General features: G+C 65.1%; 15 protein-coding genes. 3 read left to right on the top strand and 12 right to left on the bottom strand.

Annotated elements, in window-relative coordinates:
• Position 1: 1 nt before the first annotated feature.
• Both secB and MUB52_RS01060 read right to left on the bottom strand, forming a co-directional pair.
• Positions 2-481 (bottom strand): protein-export chaperone SecB, encoded by a 480-nt coding sequence (gene secB / locus MUB52_RS01065; protein WP_263842330.1) that lies wholly within the window; start codon positions 479-481, stop codon positions 2-4.
• Positions 482-540: 59 nt separating this feature from the next.
• Complete coding sequence (locus MUB52_RS01060; RefSeq protein WP_263842329.1) at positions 541-1,017, bottom strand: FxsA family protein; 477 nt, start codon at positions 1,015-1,017, stop codon at positions 541-543.
• A gap of 105 nt (positions 1,018-1,122) precedes the next feature.
• Here MUB52_RS01060 and MUB52_RS01055 point away from each other — a divergent pair, with 105 nt between their 5' ends.
• Genes MUB52_RS01055 through MUB52_RS01045 form a run of 3 tightly spaced genes read left to right on the top strand, consistent with a single transcriptional unit; the run spans position 1,123 to position 3,409 of the window.
• Entirely contained in the window at positions 1,123-1,782 is a 660-nt protein-coding gene (locus MUB52_RS01055; protein ID WP_263842328.1) for a Tim44/TimA family putative adaptor protein, read from the top strand.
• Between the two features lie 41 nt (positions 1,783-1,823).
• Positions 1,824-2,816, top strand: coding sequence for a murein transglycosylase A (mltA, locus tag MUB52_RS01050; protein ID WP_263842665.1), 993 nt, complete (start codon positions 1,824-1,826; stop codon positions 2,814-2,816).
• A complete protein-coding gene (locus tag MUB52_RS01045; protein WP_263842327.1) occupies positions 2,813-3,409 on the top strand; it encodes a Smr/MutS family protein in 597 nt (198 codons plus the stop codon). The genes mltA and MUB52_RS01045 overlap by 4 nt, the downstream gene beginning before the upstream one ends.
• Here MUB52_RS01045 and MUB52_RS01040 read toward each other — a convergent pair.
• The 10 genes from MUB52_RS01040 to tsaE all read right to left on the bottom strand — a co-directional run bounded on the left by MUB52_RS01040 (position 3,393) and on the right by tsaE (position 16,660).
• Complete coding sequence (locus MUB52_RS01040; RefSeq protein ID WP_263842326.1) at positions 3,393-4,619, bottom strand: MFS transporter; 1,227 nt, start codon at positions 4,617-4,619, stop codon at positions 3,393-3,395. The genes MUB52_RS01045 and MUB52_RS01040 overlap by 17 nt on opposite strands.
• A gap of 38 nt (positions 4,620-4,657) precedes the next feature.
• Positions 4,658-5,962 carry an ATP-dependent protease ATPase subunit HslU gene (hslU, locus tag MUB52_RS01035; protein WP_263842325.1) on the bottom strand — a complete coding sequence of 435 codons (1,305 nt, stop codon included), beginning with the start codon at positions 5,960-5,962 and terminating at the stop codon, positions 4,658-4,660.
• Positions 5,963-5,965: 3 nt separating this feature from the next.
• Positions 5,966-7,042 carry a DUF2339 domain-containing protein gene (locus MUB52_RS01030; RefSeq protein WP_263842324.1) on the bottom strand — a complete coding sequence of 359 codons (1,077 nt, stop codon included), beginning with the start codon at positions 7,040-7,042 and terminating at the stop codon, positions 5,966-5,968.
• A complete protein-coding gene (hslV, locus tag MUB52_RS01025) occupies positions 7,039-7,596 on the bottom strand; it encodes an ATP-dependent protease subunit HslV (RefSeq protein ID WP_263842323.1) in 558 nt (185 codons plus the stop codon). The genes MUB52_RS01030 and hslV overlap by 4 nt, the downstream gene beginning before the upstream one ends.
• 237 nt (positions 7,597-7,833) lie before the next feature.
• A complete protein-coding gene (gene trxA, locus MUB52_RS01020; RefSeq protein WP_263842322.1) occupies positions 7,834-8,154 on the bottom strand; it encodes a thioredoxin in 321 nt (106 codons plus the stop codon).
• Positions 8,155-8,190: 36 nt separating this feature from the next.
• Complete coding sequence (gene addA, locus MUB52_RS01015) at positions 8,191-11,571, bottom strand: double-strand break repair helicase AddA (protein ID WP_263842321.1); 3,381 nt, start codon at positions 11,569-11,571, stop codon at positions 8,191-8,193.
• On the bottom strand, positions 11,568-14,525 hold the full coding sequence (addB, locus tag MUB52_RS01010; protein ID WP_263842320.1) for a double-strand break repair protein AddB: 2,958 nt from the start codon (positions 14,523-14,525) through the stop codon (positions 11,568-11,570). Before addB ends, addA begins: the two co-directional genes overlap by 4 nt.
• Positions 14,518-15,210 (bottom strand): nucleotidyltransferase family protein, encoded by a 693-nt coding sequence (locus tag MUB52_RS01005; protein ID WP_263842319.1) that lies wholly within the window; start codon positions 15,208-15,210, stop codon positions 14,518-14,520. Before MUB52_RS01005 ends, addB begins: the two co-directional genes overlap by 8 nt.
• The gene (locus tag MUB52_RS01000) at positions 15,186-16,208 is read right to left on the bottom strand and encodes an aminoglycoside phosphotransferase family protein (protein WP_263842318.1); all 1,023 of its coding nucleotides are present in this window, start codon (positions 16,206-16,208) and stop codon (positions 15,186-15,188) included. Before MUB52_RS01000 ends, MUB52_RS01005 begins: the two co-directional genes overlap by 25 nt.
• Positions 16,205-16,660, bottom strand: a complete 456-nt coding sequence (tsaE, locus tag MUB52_RS00995) for a tRNA (adenosine(37)-N6)-threonylcarbamoyltransferase complex ATPase subunit type 1 TsaE (RefSeq protein ID WP_263842317.1) — start codon at positions 16,658-16,660, stop codon at positions 16,205-16,207. The genes MUB52_RS01000 and tsaE overlap by 4 nt, the downstream gene beginning before the upstream one ends.
• Positions 16,661-16,694: the final 34 nt, after the last annotated feature.

The raw sequence follows: 16,694 nt of genomic DNA, 5'->3' as shown, positions 1-16,694 counted from the left end.
CTCAGGCGTCCATCTTGGGCGCGTCTTCCGCCTGACGGCGTGCGATCTCGTTGCGATAGAGCGCAAGGAAGTCGATATTTTCGAGGTTCAGCGGCGGGAAGCCGCCGTCGCGGGTGACGTCGCTGACGATCCGCCGCAGGAAGGGGAAGATCATCCGCGGGCATTCGATCAACAGGAAGGGATGCAGCTGCTCTTCCGGAACGTTGTCGATGTGGAAGATCCCCGCATAGTCAATCTCGAGCACGAAGAGCGTCGCATCCCCGTCCTTGGCCTTGGAGGTGACGTTCAGCTTGATCGAGGTTTCATACTGCCCCTCGGTGCTACGCTTCTTCGCGTCCAGATTGACCTGCACCTGAACGTCAGGTGTCACATCGGCCGGCGCACCCTTTTGCGCCATGATGTTTTCGAACGACATGTCTCGAATGAACTGGCCAAGGACCCGCATTTGCGGTCCTTGTTGTTGTGCTTCGGCGTCTGCCATCGGTGTCTCCTACCGTCAATATGAAATCGGGCGAGCCTTACCAGCTTGGCTTGGGGTTCTCAATGGTCGGTCCACTTGGAGGGGCGCCTGATGCGGTCGCGCTCGGGCGGAACCTCGGTGTAGTCTCCGTCGATGATATCATCGCGCGGATGGGGTCTCCGCGGGGGCGGCCCGCTCTGGAAGGTCTGGACGGTGACGCGCGCCCGCACGGCCTTGAACACCGCAATCCGCACCGCCGGGATCAGCAGCAGAAACCCGATTGCATCGGTGAAGAACCCAGGCGTCAGAAGCAAGGCCCCCGAAAACAGGATCATCGCGCCGTGGACCAGCGGCTCGGTTGGATCGCGCAGATCGGAAAAGGACGACTTCAGCTCGCTCATCGCCAGAAGGCCCTGGTTGCGGACCAGCCAGGTGCCCGCGATGGCCGTCAGAACGACGGTCACCAGCGTCCATCCAAGCCCGATTGCACCGCCGATCTGGATGAAGAGGGCGATCTCGATCAGTGGCACAGCCAGAAATGCAATGAACAGCCACATTTTGAAGCTTCCTTTCCGAGGCCGCAGAGTGGACTTGCGCAGACCCTCCCCCTACATAAGAGAGATGAACGCCTGTTTCCATGACTCACCCGGCATGAGGTTCCTATGAATTCGCCCCTGATACAGCTTTTGGTGCTGGCTGGCATCGCTGTTTTCCTGATCCTGCGCCTTAAGAACGTGCTCGGGACGCGGGATGGATTCGAGCAGCCACCACTGCCCAAACCACAGGCGCGTGGCCGTTCCGGCCCCGAGTTCGAGGTGATCGACGGTGGCCCCGATCTCGATATCGTGGATCACGTGGACGAAGGCAGCAGCGCCGCCGAGGCGCTTGCCGCGATGAAGCGGGTGGAGCCGTCGTTCAATGTGACCGAATTCCTGGGCGGTGCGCGCAGCGCTTATGAGATGATCGTGATGGGCTATGAGAAGGGCGAGTTGTCCGACATCCAGCCCTTCCTCGCCGAAGATATCTACGAATCTTTCGTCGATGGCATTGCCGCGCGGGAAGATCAGGGCCTGACGGTGGAATCGAACTTCATCGGCGTGCGCGAGTTGAAGCTGGTCGAGGCCACCTTCGATGACGATACGCAAGAGGCCGAGCTGACGATCCGCTTCGTGGCTGAGCTGACCTCGGTGGTGCGCAATGCCGACGGCGAAGTGATCGACGGCAGCGCCAAAGAGATCAAGCGCCAGAAGGACACCTGGTCGTTTGCCCGGACAATGGGATCGGACGATCCGAATTGGCTGCTTGTTTCGACAGACGCGTGAGGCCAACCGTTACGGCGGCCCTTCTGGCCGGATTTCTGAACTTGCCCGGCCCCGCTGAGAGCGAGACGCAAATCAGCGTCCTGTCCTTCGACGATCTCGACGGATGGGCGCAGGACGATCACGCTGCCGCCTTCGAGACCTTTCGCAACACCTGTCTCGATATGGACGATCCGGATTGGCAGACGATGTGCGCCTATGCCACTTCCGAGCCCGATCCCAAGGCCTTTTTCGAGCTGTTCTTCCGGCCCGTGCTGATCGAGGACGGAACGCCCGCGCTCTTCACCGGGTACTTCGAGCCGGAACTCGATGGTGCGCGCCAGCGCAGTGCCCGCTTCCGCTACCCGCTCTACGCGATGCCGCCCGAGGCGAAAGGGACCGATCTGTGGTATTCGCGGCGGCAGATCGTCGACGGCGGCGTGCTGGAAGGCCGCGGGCTTGAGATTGCATGGGTCGATGACCCGGTCGAGCTGTTCTTTCTTCAGGTGCAGGGCTCTGGTCGGGTCAACCTCGCCGATGGCGACAAGCTGCGGGTCGGGTATGCCGGCGCAAACGGCCACACCTATCGGTCCATCGGGATGGAGCTGGTCCGCCGCGGCACCTATGAGCCGCATCAGGTCAGCGCCGACGTGATCAAGAACTGGGTGCGTCGCAACCCGGCCGCAGGGCGCGAGCTGCTGTTTCACAACCCGTCATATGTGTTTTTCCGTGAGGTCAGCGACGTGCCGGCCGACAAGGGGCCGCTCGGGGCGATGAATCGGTCGGTCACGCCGATGCGGACCATTGCGGTGGATCCGGCCCATGTGCCGCTCGGCGCTCCGGTCTGGATCGAGAAGGACGGCGAGGACCCGCTGCGCCGCCTGATGATCGCGCAGGACACCGGCTCGGCCATCAAGGGGGCGCAACGGGCAGATGTCTTCTTCGGGACGGGCGACGCCGCGGGGCGTGCCGCGGGCCGGCTGAAGGATCCGGGCCGCATGATTGTTCTGCTACCGATCCAACGGGCCTATGCAATGGCGCCGGACAGCCCGCTGTGACACGTCGCAAACTGTCGGCGGAGGAAAAGGCGCTCTGGCAGAAGGTGGCCGAGCGGACCACGGCGCTGGACCGGCGTGACACCTTCGATCCCAATGCCTTTGCGCCGCAGCCCAAATCGGCGGCAGATCGCCGTGCGTCTCCGGAGTTCGGAAAGCTTCGCAAGAGCTTTCCCGCAAAGCCCGAACCGCGGAAGACGAGCTTCGATCTGGCGCCGTCGCTGCCCGACCGGCTGCAAGCGGCACCGGTGCAGATGGATCGCAAAGCCTTCGGGAAGATGAAACGGGGCAAGCTGAAGCCCGAGGCGCGGATCGACCTGCACGGCATGACGCTCGACCGCGCCCATGGCGTTCTGATGAAATTCATCTTGTCCGCGCATGGGTCCGGCAAACGGCTGGTGCTGGTGATCACCGGCAAGGGCAAGAACCGGGATGAGGGCGGGCCGATCCCGGTGCGGCACGGGGTGCTGCGCCATCAGGTGCCGCAATGGCTCTCCGCTCCGCCGCTTGCCTCGGTCGTGATGCAGGTGAGCGAAGCGCATATCAGCCACGGTGGTGGCGGCGCCTATTACGTCTATCTCAGGCGGCAGCGTTAGGCAGGTCGCGCTGATAGCGCAGTATGCCAAGCGTCACCAGCCCAGCGCCGAGAAGATAGAAAGCGGCGTAGGGGATCATCTGCTGCGGAAAGATGATGCCATAGTCGATCAGCGCACCGCTGATCCCCGGCCCGATCGCGGAGCCAAAGACCGCAAAGGCCGCGACCACCGCCTTGATCGCCCCGAGGTGTCGAGTGCCGTAAAACACCGGCCAGAACGCTGTGATCGCCGTGCCGTGCATGCCCTGGCCGATCCCAAAGATCACAAGGCCGATACCGGCGGCCAAGAGGGTGTCGGCAAGACCGAGCACCACGAAGGCTAAAGCGAAGGGCAGCAGCTGGAAGGGCAGAACGCGTGTGACCCCGAAGCGATCCACCGCCCAGCCCGTGACGAAGGTGAAGGCGATCATCGACAGCGTCAGGAGCGGCATAAGCGAAACGAAGGCGACCAGGCTCCAGCCCTTCACTTCGGTCAAATGAACCAGCTGAAAGAAAAGCGCGGTCCCCCAGGCCGGCGGGCCGACCATCAGCGGGATGAGCAGGTAAAAGAGCGGATGCCTCAGCACGTCGACCCGCGTCCAGTGCAGCCCTGCCATACCGAGGCTGGTGCTGCTCTCCGCGAGAGACTGCGGGGTCCGCTCCTGCCGCAACAACGACTGAATCACGGGGATCGTCATCAGCACCAGAACCGCAGCCAGGATCCACAATGTGCGCCAGCTGACCACCGCCAGCAAGGCGACAAAGAGGATCGGCAACACGGCCTGCCCTGCGGCGAACCCCATGGACGCGATGGAAATCGCCCGCCCGCGTGCTGCCACAAACCAGCGCGCCATGGCGATATACGCAAGTTCCGACATCATGCCCTGCCCAAGCAGCCGCAGCGCGTAGATGGTGAGCATTAACACGACCCACCCATGGCTCAGCGTCATCGCAAGGCACGCCAGCGCCAACAGCAGCATCACCAATAAGGACAGGTTTCGGATGCGGAAGCGGTCGGTCAGCACGCCCGCCCAGATCATCGTTACCGCAGACAGCGTTGTGCCGAGCGTGTATAGCCCGCCCCATTGCCCGTCGGTCAGGCCGAAGTCGCGCATCACATCACCGGCAAAAAGCGCGATGAAGAAGGTCTGGCCGTAGGATGACGTGAACGACAGCAAGAAGCCGGCGAGGAGAAAGAGCCGGTTGTCGATCAGGAAACGGATGTAGCCCATCCGCCTGATGTCGCAGGCAAAAGCGTGGAAGGGAAGCGCTAAAGCACGTAGCGGCTGAGATCGGTGGATTTCGTCAGCTCGCCGAGGTTTTTCTCGACAAACTCGGCGTTCACCGTGACGGTCTCGCCCGCCTGGTCCGGCGCGTTGAAGGACAGCTCTTCGAAGACCCGTTCCATCACCGTGTAAAGCCTCCGCGCGCCGATGTTCTCGATGGATTGGTTCACGTCTGCGGCGATCTTGGCCAGAGCTGCGATGCCTTCGGGCTCGAAGGTCACGGTCACCTCTTCCGTGCCCATGAGCGCGGTATATTGCAGCGTCAGCGCGTTGTCCGTCTCGGTCAGGATGCGCACGAAGTCCTCTTCGGTGAGCGCGCGCAGTTCCACCCGGATCGGCAGCCGGCCCTGCAGCTCCGGCAGCAGGTCGGAGGGTTTGGCGATGTGGAACGCGCCGGAGGCGATGAAGAGCACATGGTCCGTCTTCACGGCCCCGTGCTTGGTGCTGACGGTGGTGCCTTCGATCAGGGGCAGCAGATCGCGCTGCACGCCCTCGCGGCTCACATCGCCCCCGCGCGCGTCCGTGCGGGCGCACACCTTGTCAATCTCGTCCAGGAAGACGATGCCGTTCTGCTCCACCGCTTCGATGGCGGCTTTGGTCACGGTTTCATCGTCGAGCAGCTTGTCCGCCTCCTCGCCGATCAGAATGTCATAGCTTTCCGCCACCGAGAGCCGTTTGCGCGTGGTTCGCCCCCCCAGCGCTTTGCCGAAGATGTCACCGAGGTTCAGCATGTTCATACCCCCCGGCTGGCCCGGAATGTCCATCATCGGGAAGGGGTTCGAGGTGTCGGCAACTTCCAGGTCGATCATCTGGTCGTCGAGATCACCCGCCTTGAGTTTCTTGCGGAACATCTCGCGCGTGCCTTCGCGTGCGTCCGTACCTGCAATCGCGTCGATCACGCGTTCTTCCGCTGCACGGTGCGCATTTGCCTTCACGTCCTCGCGCATATGCTCGCGCGTCATGACAATGGCGCTGTCCACCAGATCGCGGATGATCTGCTCCACATCGCGGCCCACATAGCCGACTTCGGTGAACTTCGTCGCCTCCACCTTGAGGAAGGGCGCGCGGGCCAGCTTGGCCAGGCGGCGGCTGATCTCGGTCTTGCCGACGCCGGTGGGCCCGATCATCAGGATGTTCTTGGGGTAGACTTCCTCGCGCAGGTCATCGCCCAGCTGCTTGCGCCGCCAGCGGTTGCGCAGCGCTACGGCAACCGCGCGCTTGGCGTCCTTCTGCCCGATGATGAAACGGTCGAGTTCCGAGACGATCTCGCGGGGGGTCAGGTCGGTCATGGATCAGGCCTTTGTCATATGAGAGGGCGGCAGCCGGTGCAGCGGGACAAAGCCCGGCAGCAGCGCCAGCAGGCGCGCGCGGATCTTCTCCCACCGCGCGCCGAGAAAGAGCAACACGACACCGAGGAAGAACACGGTGAAGACAGCGCCATCGCCTTCGAAAATCGTGGCGGTCAGGATCACGGTGTAGCCGATGGCGGCAATGAGGAAGGATCGGCGGTCGATGATGATCGCCACAAGCGCAAAGAGGGTCAGCACAGCGATCAAAGCGGTGTTGGACCAGCTCTCCTCGCGGTCGAGCAACGTGAGTGCGATGGTGTTCACAAGCGCCGGGGCTGCAACCACGTGCAGCCAGAAGCCATTGGCTGCGCGGCGCGTCACGCGGTGCGGATCGGACATATCGAATGCCATCGCGACGCCGAAGACCACAAGGCCAAGCGCCAGCGTGATCCAGGCGAAGGGGCCGCCGGCGGAGAGCAGGAACAGCTCGTCAAGCGACTGTGGCGACCCGCTGCTGTTGCCCGCGATCAGGATCGCGACTCCGAACGCGCCGAGCGCGATCAGCGCCAGCGCAAAGGGGACGCGAAACCGAAACCAGAAGAGCAGCAGCGCGAAGGTGGCGAGCGCGAAGGGCAAGGGCAGGCTGCTGTTGTCACCTTGCGCCACCATGAAAACCTCGGAGAAGGCGCCCGCCAGGCCATAGGCGGCGTTCACGGCGAAAAGCACGGCGAGCGCGATGGCGGGTGCGACCATGCGGCGGCGGCGAATGAAATACTCCGACAACCCCCAGAGCACGACGGCCCCTGCAAGACTCGCGTAGATCAGGATATCGCGCAGGCGGATGGGATCTTCCGCAATCCAGTAGGTCACGATGCCGATCCAGCCCATGGCCAGAATGGCCATGCCCACAACGATGAAGATCTCGTTGAATCCGCGGAAGAGCTCGAAGGGCTCGTCGCCGGGTGCGAGGTTTTCGCGGGCGCCGCTGCGGCTGTGCGCGAGGCTGACAAGTGCTGCCGCCTGCGCTTCGGTCAGAATACCGGCGCTGACGGAGGCGCGAAGATCGTCGCGCTCGATCATGCGGAGATCGTCTCCACCGTCAGGTTTCCATTGGTGTAGACGCAGATGTCGGCGGCAATGGCCATGGCATCCCGCGCCACCTGCTCGGCGGAGCGGTCGCTCTCCATCATGCCGCGGGCCGCGGCCAGCGCATAGTTCCCGCCGGAGCCGATGGCCGCCACATTGTGCTCGGGTTCCAGCACATCACCTGCCCCGGTGATCACCAGAAGGTCTTTCCCGTCTGACACGATCAGCATCGCTTCGAGCTTTTGCAGGTATTTGTCGGTGCGCCAGTCCTTGGCCAGCTCGACACTGGCGCGGGCCAGTTGTCCGGGTGTGGCTTCGAGCTTGGCTTCCAGCCGTTCCAGCAGCGTGAAGGCATCGGCGGTCGAGCCGGCAAAGCCCGCCACCACGTCAAACCCGCCGGGGCTGAGGCGGCGCACCTTGCGGGCAGTTCCCTTGATGACGGTCTGGCCGAGCGAGACCTGCCCGTCGCCTGCGATCACAATCTCACCGGCCTTCTTCACGCCTATGATCGTGGTCCCGTGCCATCCGGGGAAGTCATCCTGCGCCATATCGCTCTCCTCGTGTCGTGCTGCTCTAGAGCAGGTTGCGTTCGTCCGGAACCCAAAAACGCTGCCTCTCGCTCCGCTCGAACGCGTGTTTGGGTCATTTTTGATCTGCGCAAAACGCAACATGCTCTATATGGCGCGGTGTTTTGGGGCCTACAAGGGTCGCTGGTCAGCCCCATGCGCCAAACGACAAAGGGCGCCCACAGCAGGCGCCCTCCCGATTTCGATGTCAGTCCGAGGTCAGATGGAATCTTCGATCCAGCTCTGCAGCGCGGCCTTGGGCTTGGCGCCCGCCATATTCGAGACAACCTGCCCATCCTTGAAGATGAAGAGCGCTGGAATGCCGCGCACGCCCATTTGTGCGGGCGAATTCGGGTTCTCGTCGACATTCACCTTCACGATCTTGACCTTGCCGTTCATCTCGTCCGACAGCTCTTCGAGCGAGGGACCGATCTGCTTACAGGGACCACACCACTCCGCCCAGAAATCAACGACAACCGGGATGTCGGAATTTTTGACTTCAGCGTCGAATGTTGCGTCGGTGACGGCGAGGGTGGCCATGATGCTCTCCTGACAGGCAATGCTTGGGCGATGAACCTAGGTAGGCCTTGGTCCGGCGTCAAGATGTTGCGCGCTTTCTAACGCCTGCGTCACGATTTCGTGCGGAAGCATCATCAGCGCTTGCGTGCGGGTCCAGAGGATCCCGGTCTCGATCCGGTGGTTCGGGTAAATCAGCGACAGCGCGTGGGCATAGGCCCCCATCTGGCGCAGCAGACCCACCGGACAGGTCTCGACAGAGGGCGGCACGGCGCGATTGGTCTTGAAATCGACGGCGAGGATGCGGCCCTCCGACACGATCAGACGGTCGATCACACCGGACAGGCGCTTGGGTCCCCAGGGCGCGGAGATGGGGACCTCGGCCAAGGTATCCTTCGCGAAGAGCATCGCGAGCCGCGACTCCTTCAGAACAGCGGTCGCTTCGGCGAAAGCCTCCACATGATCGGGCGCGTCTGGGTCTGAGGTGCGCACGACGGCTGCGATGTCGGGCCAGTTGGCCCGTACTGCGGTGCTGAGGACTTCCAGATAGCGATGCACGAGCGTGCCATAGGCTTTCGCCGCCTCTTCATCGCGACCGGTCTCGCCGGGCAGCGCCTTGGTGCCGCCAAGATCGGAGGGTGAAAGCGTTTCAACCGGCTGGGCCGGTGCCGGCGCTGTGCGCGCGAACAGCGGGTCGAGCGGCGGTGACGGGATGTCCCGGGCGGCCACGTGAGCATCGGGCAGCGCGTCCCAGTCTTCATGAGAATGGCGGCGGATACTCAACCCCTGAAACGCAAGCTCGACGGTCGGCAGACGGTCCATCGCTGCGGCGACGATCTGGTAGAGGCTGTCGTCACGCGGTGACAAGGCACCTGCCGCCGCGACGATCAACCACTTTTCCGCCCGTGTTAGAGCCACATAGAGCAGGCGCATCCGTTCCTCGAACTGTGCCTCCTTCATCTCGTCCACGCGGCGCGCCATTGCCTGGGGCATCTCTACCGCGGCGGTCTTCCAAAGCGGGTGAGGCCCCACTGTGACGATCTCATCCTTGATCTGGATGTCGCGCTTGCCCATGTCTGGCAGGATGACGATGGGCGCCTCCAGACCCTTCGCGCCGTGGATGGTCATCACCCGGACCTGGTCGGAGGCATTGTCGACCTGCCGTTTGATCTCGAGATCGTCCGTCTCCATCCAGACCAGAAAGCCAGTCAGGCTGGGCACCGCGTTGCGCTCGTAGGCCAGCGCCTGGGACAGCAGCGCATTGATGCCATCTTCGGCCTCGCGGCCCAGCCGGGCCAACAGCCGTTTGCGCCCGCCGTGCCGGGTCAGAATCCGCTCGATCAGATCATAGGGTCGAAGGAAGTCCACATTGGCCCGCAGATCGTTCAGCACGGCGAGCGTTTCGCCGTGGGCCTCGGACTGTGCCCGCAGGGTTTGCCACAGGTGCTCCTCCTGCCGACCATGCGCGAGGTCGAAAAGCTGCTTCTCGCTCCATCCGAAGAGCGGCGAGCGCAGGGCCGTGGCAAGCGAGAGGCTGTCCTCAGCGACGGCCAGAAAGGACAGCAGCGCGGCCAGATCCCGCACCGCCAGTTCGCCGCCCACCTTCAGCCGATCCGCCCCGGCAATAGGCAGATCGCGGGTCTTGCAGGCGCGGATGATCTCGGCAAAGAGCTGCGAGCGGCGCTGCACAAGGATGAGAAAGTCGCCCGGAGTGACCGGCCGCTTGGCATGGCCGCCATCGGCATCTGTGGGGATGGTCGCTCCGCCGTCGATCATCTGCCGGATCTGATCCGCGACCTGCTCGGCGAGGATGACAGTGTGATGTCGCGCGCCGCGCCGGTCGAGGGGCTCGAACCATTTTCGGTCGTCGCTGTCCTCCTGGGGTTCGATCACGGGCCAGAGGTCCACCCGTCCTGGCAAGGCGGCCTTGAAGGCCTTGTGCGCCGCCTCATCGTCAAAGCCCGCTTCGGGTTTTTCGGCCAGCGCGGCGTCCACCACGTCCAGGACCGCGGGCGAGGATCGGAACGAATAGGCCAGTGTTAGGCTCTGGAATCGCTGGCCTGCGGCTTGCATCTTGGTCTTGAACTCGGCGTGCATCCTGTCGAATTCGCGCGGGTCGGCACCCTGAAAGGAGTAGATCGACTGCTTCTTGTCCCCGACGACAAAGAGCGTGCGCAGCACCTCCTTCCGCGCGCCTTCGCCGCTGGAAAACTCGGCGGCGAGCTTGCGGATCACATCCCACTGCGCCGGGCTTGTGTCCTGCGCCTCGTCGACGAGGATGTGGTCGATCCCGCCGTCGATCCGGAAGAGCACCCAGGCGGCGACGGCGGGATCGGTCAGCAGGTCGCGCGCCTTGAAGATCAGATCGTCGAAGTCGAGCCAGCCGCGCAGGAGTTTCTGTTCTTCATAAAGCGCGATGAACCGCCCGGCGAACTGGTGCAAGGCGAGGCTCTTGCGGGCAGCGCCGAGGGCGAGCCGGGCGTCGCGCGCGTCCTCGACGCGCTGCATCAGGGCTTCGAGGGCGGGCATCTGTGCGCTCAAAGCCTCCTGTGTCGCCTTTGTCGGGAACCGACCCACTTTGGCCGTGAAGGGCTCTTTCGCGGAAGCTCCGGTCAGGAAGATATTCTCCAGCGCGGGCAATTGGTCGTATCCGAGGGGACCAAGCAGCGCGAGCCTCTCTGCCGCCTTGCCGTCGTTGCCACCCTTGTCCCGCATGGCGGGCAGGATCGACGCGATCAGATCGTCTTCGCCGCCATGGAACACGTTACGTGCAATCTGCGCCTCGCTCAGATCGGCAGGCTGATCGAAGAGCGCGAGAAGATCGGCCCTCGTCATCGGTTGTGCAAACCCCTCGCGGTGCTGCACGACCATTCGGGTGAGCTTGCTGAAGTCTTCGCCTGTATAGTGCCGCGCCAGCCCCTCGATCAGCGCAGCGTCAGCACCGTCGGCCATCTGGTCGACAACCTCGGCACGCAGCAGGTCGGCGGCCCGGTCTTCAATCTCGGTGAACTGGGGGCTCACCCGTGATTCGAGCGGGAATCGCCTTAATAGAGCCGCACAAAAGGAGTGAATCGTCTGGATCTTCAGCCCGCCCGGCGTCTCGATGGCACGGGCGAAGAGGGTCCGCGCGCCCATCAGCCGAGCACTGTCGATATCGCCCTCGACACCAAGTTCGCGGAGCGATTGCTGAAGCTGCGCCTCCGGCAGCATCGCCCAGGCGCCGAGACGGCGGAACAGACGGTTCTGCATTTCGGAGGCGGCAGCCTTGGTGTAGGTGAGGCAGAGGATGTGCTGCGGCTCGACGCCATCGAGCAACAGCCGCGCCACCCGGTCGGTCAGCACCCTCGTCTTGCCGGACCCGGCATTTGCTGCGAGCCAGGTCGAGGCATCGGGCCGGGCCGCGCGCACCTGCGCTGTGGTCGCCTCATCGCGCCGGGTCACGACAGATCCTCCGGCTGCGGATCGTCCGTTACATCCCATTCGCCGAAGCGGGCGAGCTGATCGTAGTCGCCCGCATTGGCGTCCTGCTGCATCATCCGCCGCGAGGTGAAGCCCTGACCGGGATCGAGATAGGCCTCGATCAGCGCGCGCAGGTTGCTCAGAACGCGGGCGGGCGGCTCGGCGTCGAGCGGCGCATCGACTTCTGTCGGATCCGCGCCCAGCCCGATGAACCGCGCGAGGGCAACCGGCCCCGCTCCGATCTCGGTGAAGGCGCCCTCTTCGATCATCGCCGCTTCGATCAGCAGCTGCTTGTCAAAGGTCGCCTGCTGCCGGGCCGTGGGCGGCTTGCCTGTCTTGTAGTCGTAAATCAGGAATTCGCCCGTGGCGTTTCGGTCGATCCGGTCCGCGCGTGCGTTCAGGGTGAAGCCGATATCGGGCCAGACCAACCGCCCCTTGGCCTGATCTTCGAAGGCCACGGGGGTTGCCGTGCGCTGCCGCCCCTGTTCGTGCGCCACGAACCACTGTGCGATCCGCTCGATCCGCGCCAGCCACATCGCGCGCGCGGCCGGCCACGGAACGTGGTCCAGCATGACCGCCCGTGCCACCTGCATCAGGTGATCGGCGGTGAGCGTTCCGGGGTCGCTTTGCGTGTTCCGGACAAACCGTTCGAGAATGTCATGCGCCAGGGTGCCACGCATCAGCGCATCGGGGCTTTGCACCAGCGGGCCCAAGTCCTTCAGCCGCAGGACATGGCGCGCGTAGATCGCGTAAGGGTCCCGGATGAGCCGCTTGATGTCGGTCACGGACAGGGTGCTCGGCCGGGCGGCTTTGGGCGGTTTGGGCGAGGGACGGTGCGCCGGGGCTACGGGCGCAACAGCCTCGAAGGCGCGCACCCGCCCCAGCCAGTCGTCGCCGCGGGCCAGCATCCCGGCCAGTGCCTCGGGCCCGCCCTGCGCGTGCAGACCGTCCAGCAGATTGCGCAGCCGGTTGAGCCAACGCGATACCACGGTTTCGGCGTCATCGGAGCGGATGGATCGGGTGAGCCAGACCTCCTTTGCGCCAATGGCCTGCTGGTAATCGTGGGCCGAGAGGCCAATCCGCCGTTCCGGCAACAGCAGACCGGCCTGGTGGCGCAGCGCCCGGTTGAGCCAGGGGTCGGGGGCGGGCGCCTCGGGCCAGGTGCCTTCGTTGAGCCCGGCCAGGATCACCAGATCGGCCCCCTGCACCCGCGCCTCCAGCGTGCCCCAGATCATGATGTCGGGGTGCGGCGCGTCACGGTCGCGGACCTCACCGTCAGAGAGGAGTGCGCCGATGAGATCGGCATAGTCAGAGGCGGTCATGGGCGCTCCGAAAGCGGCCTGATCGGCCAGCGTGGTCATGGCCTGCTGCGCGCCTTGCCCGGCCTTCTTTTGCCATAGTTCGCCCGCGTCCGTGCTGTCGGGTCCACCGGCGATGCGTTCGGCCAGCGCGATGTGATCGGAGACCCAATGCTCAAGCGGCCGCGCGCCGCTGTGGTCCAAACCCGTGAACGTCTGGCCGACCCAATCGGCCCAGGCGAGCAGGCTGTCCTGCTCGGCCGGCGTGCGGACGGCGTTTTGCAACAGGCGTCGCAGCCCGTCCTGATCCGGGTAGGGCAGCCCGCGTTGGCGGATGCTCAATTCGAGCCGCTGGGTGTTCAGCACATGCGGCCCGCGCGCAGCACCACTATGGGTCAGCGGATGCTTGAGCAGCGTCAGCAGCGCCTCGGCATCGAGTCGCCGGACGAAAAGCTGGGCCACATGCCGCAGGAACCGCCCCGGGGGCGTGAGGTGCAGCGGCGTGCCTGCGGAATCGTCGGGCAGGATGTCCCACTGATCGAGGGCGGCGGTGACCTGGCGGGTCAGCACCCGGTCAGGGGTGATCAGCGCCGCGGTCTCGCCCCGCTCGGCAGCCAGACGCAGGCGCAGGGCGATGGCCAGCGCCTCGTCGCGCGGGCTCGGGGCATCGAGCAGGGTGACATCGGCCGTGGCCTCGGCAATGCCGGTGAGCCGCGCGCCTTCGGTCAGCCAGGCATCGGTCACCGGCGCGGGGCGCAGCGAAAGCGAGACGAGCGCATTGCGCGCGGCCGACGGCGGCGGCTGGCTGTCCCAGAGGCGCACATCCGATGAGGCGCGGCCCATCGCACACAGAAGCTTGTGAAATCGGTACTGCGGGTGATCTTCGGACAGGAGCGCGTCGCCGAGCCTCGCCCAGACCGTGGCGGGCATGTCGAAGTCAAACCCCGGCAGGATCAGCGCCCCTTGCGGCAGGGCGGCCACAGCCTGCATCAGCACCGCGGTCGTCCCGCGCGATCCGGTGGAGCCTGCGATCAGGACCGGATCCGCAGGCGGATGGGCGGCCCATGTCTCGGCCAGTGCCATCACGAGCAGGCGTTGCCGGGCTTCCTGATCGGGAGCCGTCCCGCTTTGGTCGAGATAGGCCTGCGCGATCCGGATGAACTGAAGCGCACGCTGCCAGTGACCCGACTGATCGGTCACGTCGAGCGCCGCGATACGCTCGGCACTGACCCCCTCGCCCTGCATCTCGTCGATCAAAGCCGCGAGGCTGTCCGTCAGGTCATAGAGCGAGGTGTGCGGCGCGAGATCCTTTTCGCGCTCCAGCAGGCGCGAGACAAGGGCAATGAGCTCCAGCCGCCGTCGCAAGGGCGGCAGCGGTGGCGGGATAGCCAGCCCCGGATCAAGCGCATCGAGCTCGGTGATCAGCCGCAGACGCGGCAGCAGCATCGCGCCCTGCGTCTCGAAGAGGGCCCGCAGCCGCCGCTGCATGCGCCGGGTGTTGACGATCAGCTGCACGCGCGCCATGGCCTCGGGCGGCTGGCCCGACATGCGCGCCATCAGCCCGTTGACCAGGGCTTTCGGAAAATCCACCCCGGGTGCGACGCCGAAGACCCGCGGATGCGCGTCGTCGTCAAACATGCGGGTCCGCCAGCAGCGCCTCGGCGGCGGCGATCCCCGCAGGATGGCCGACATCGCACCACCGCCCCGGATAGCGGACACCGAAGAGTCGGCCCTCGGCGTGCATCAGGTCCCAGATGCGATTGAGCGAAAAGGCCGCCTCGGGGATCTCGGCCAGCCGGTCCGTCCGGATGATCTGGGCCCCGCCATAGACGTGCCCCGCCCCCCGTCCGAGCCGGTTCTCCGCATCCAGAACGAAGTCGCCCTGCCCGGCATACGCATGCGTCTGGGCCAGCGGCACACAGATCAGCAGCGCATCCATGATGTCCGGCTGCCAGGCAGCGCGCAGCACATCAAGCGGGCTTGGGCCTTTCCAGATCGTGTCGGTGTTGAGGGTGAAGACGGGGCCTGCGCCAAGCTGCGGAAGGGCGTTGCGCAGGCCGCCGCCTGTGTCGAGAATCTCGGGGTGCTCCAGCACGGTCTGTACCCCGCGCTCGGCCAGATGCCGGGCCAGTTGGTCGGGCCGGTAGTGCAGATTGGCGACGATGCGTTCCGGTGGAATGCCGGTGATCTGATCGAGCGCGTGGTCGATCAGCGGTCGCCCCGCCACGTCGACCAGCGGCTTGGGCCGGTCGTCGGTCAGCGGGCGCATTCGCGCCCCGAAGCCCGCTGCAAAGAGCATCACCGATCCGGGCAGGTCGCGCATTTTGTCCTCAGTGCGGTCAGAACGTCCGGTGTCGGTTTTGGCAGCGCCTCGCGAAGGATGGCGGCGACGGGGGCCAGCGCCGGATGGGCGAGATTGGTTTCGATATGCGCCCAGACGCGGGGAATCAGATCGACGTAGTGCGCCTTTCCATCCCGCAGGCAGAGCCGCGCGAAGACGCCAAGAATGCGCAGATTGCGCTGGGCGCCCAGTATCGCGTAGGCTTCTCGGAAGCTGCTGTCCTGCTGCGGGGTCTGCGCGAGAAAGCGCGCGATCATCCGCGCTTCGGTTTCGGGCTGAAGATCCCGGCGCGCGTCTTGCAGCACCGAGACCAGATCATAGGCCGGATGGCCCAGCATCGCGTCCTGAAAGTCGAGCAGCCCGACCCGGGCAACTCCTGTCCGATCCGGCAGCCACAGCAGGTTCTCCGCGTGATAGTCTCGCTGGATCAGCACGCGTGGCTGTTCGTCGAGCCTCGACAAAAGCGGCGTGATGGCGGCGAGAAACTGCTCCCGCGCGGCTTCGTCCACTGCGCCCGTGATGCCGAACTGATACCAGTCAAAGGCAAGCGCAGCGAGCGGCGCCATGGTCGCCGCATCGTAGGGTGCCAGCGCAAGCGGTTCGGCGCGATGCAGGTGCAGCAGCGCGTCGGTAGCTGCCTCGTAGAGCGGGGTTTCAAGCTCGGGCTTTGTCTCAAGCACCCGCGCAAAGAGCGCATCTCCAAGATCTTCGAGAAGCAGAAAGCCGCGCGCCGGGTCCTGGGCGAAGATCTCCGGGGCGCTCAGCGCGAGACCGGTAAGATAGGTGGCAATCTGCACGAAGGGCCGCACGTCTTCGCCTTTGTCCGGAGGGGCGTCCATCAGGACAGCGCGCGTACCATTCGGCAGGCAGAGCCGCTCGTAGCGGCGGTTCGAGGCATCGCCCGCCAATGGCGCCCGCTCCGCCGCAGACCAGCCCGCTTGGGCTATGAACTGTGCCAGATCCGCTGCGCGCGCCGTCATGCCGCTGTCTTCAGCCTCTCTTGCCACTGCGGCGCCTGCCAGAGGGCGCGCAGAATGCGGTCGTTGTCTGATGCGCCAGCGTCGAGCCAGATCTCGAGCGCGCCGTCAGGCCGCAGGGCGCCGAGCCGATCCGGCCATTCCACGAGGCAGATCGCGGTCTCGAAGGCATCGGCCAGGCCCAGCTCCTCGACCTCGTCCACGGTTCCGATGCGGTAGAGATCGGCATGCCAGAGCGGCCCGCGGGTGGTCTCGTAGGTCTGTACGATGGTGAAGGTCGGCGAGGGGATATCCTCGGGGTGCGGCAGGATCGACTGGATCAGATGCCGGGCAAGATGGGTCTTGCCCGCGCCCACCGGGCCGTTCAGCAGCACGGTGTCCCCGGGATGCAGCTGCGCGCCGAGCGCCGCCGCAAAACGGGCGGTTGCGTCGCTGCCATCAATGTTGAGAGTCATACTGCCCGCACCCATGCCCCATGCTTACCGCGCC

The sequence above is a fragment of the Roseobacter sinensis genome, from assembly GCF_025755255.1.
Taxonomy (GTDB): Bacteria; Pseudomonadota; Alphaproteobacteria; order Rhodobacterales; family Rhodobacteraceae; genus Roseobacter; species Roseobacter sinensis.
This window is presented reverse-complemented; position numbering and strand designations above follow the sequence as displayed.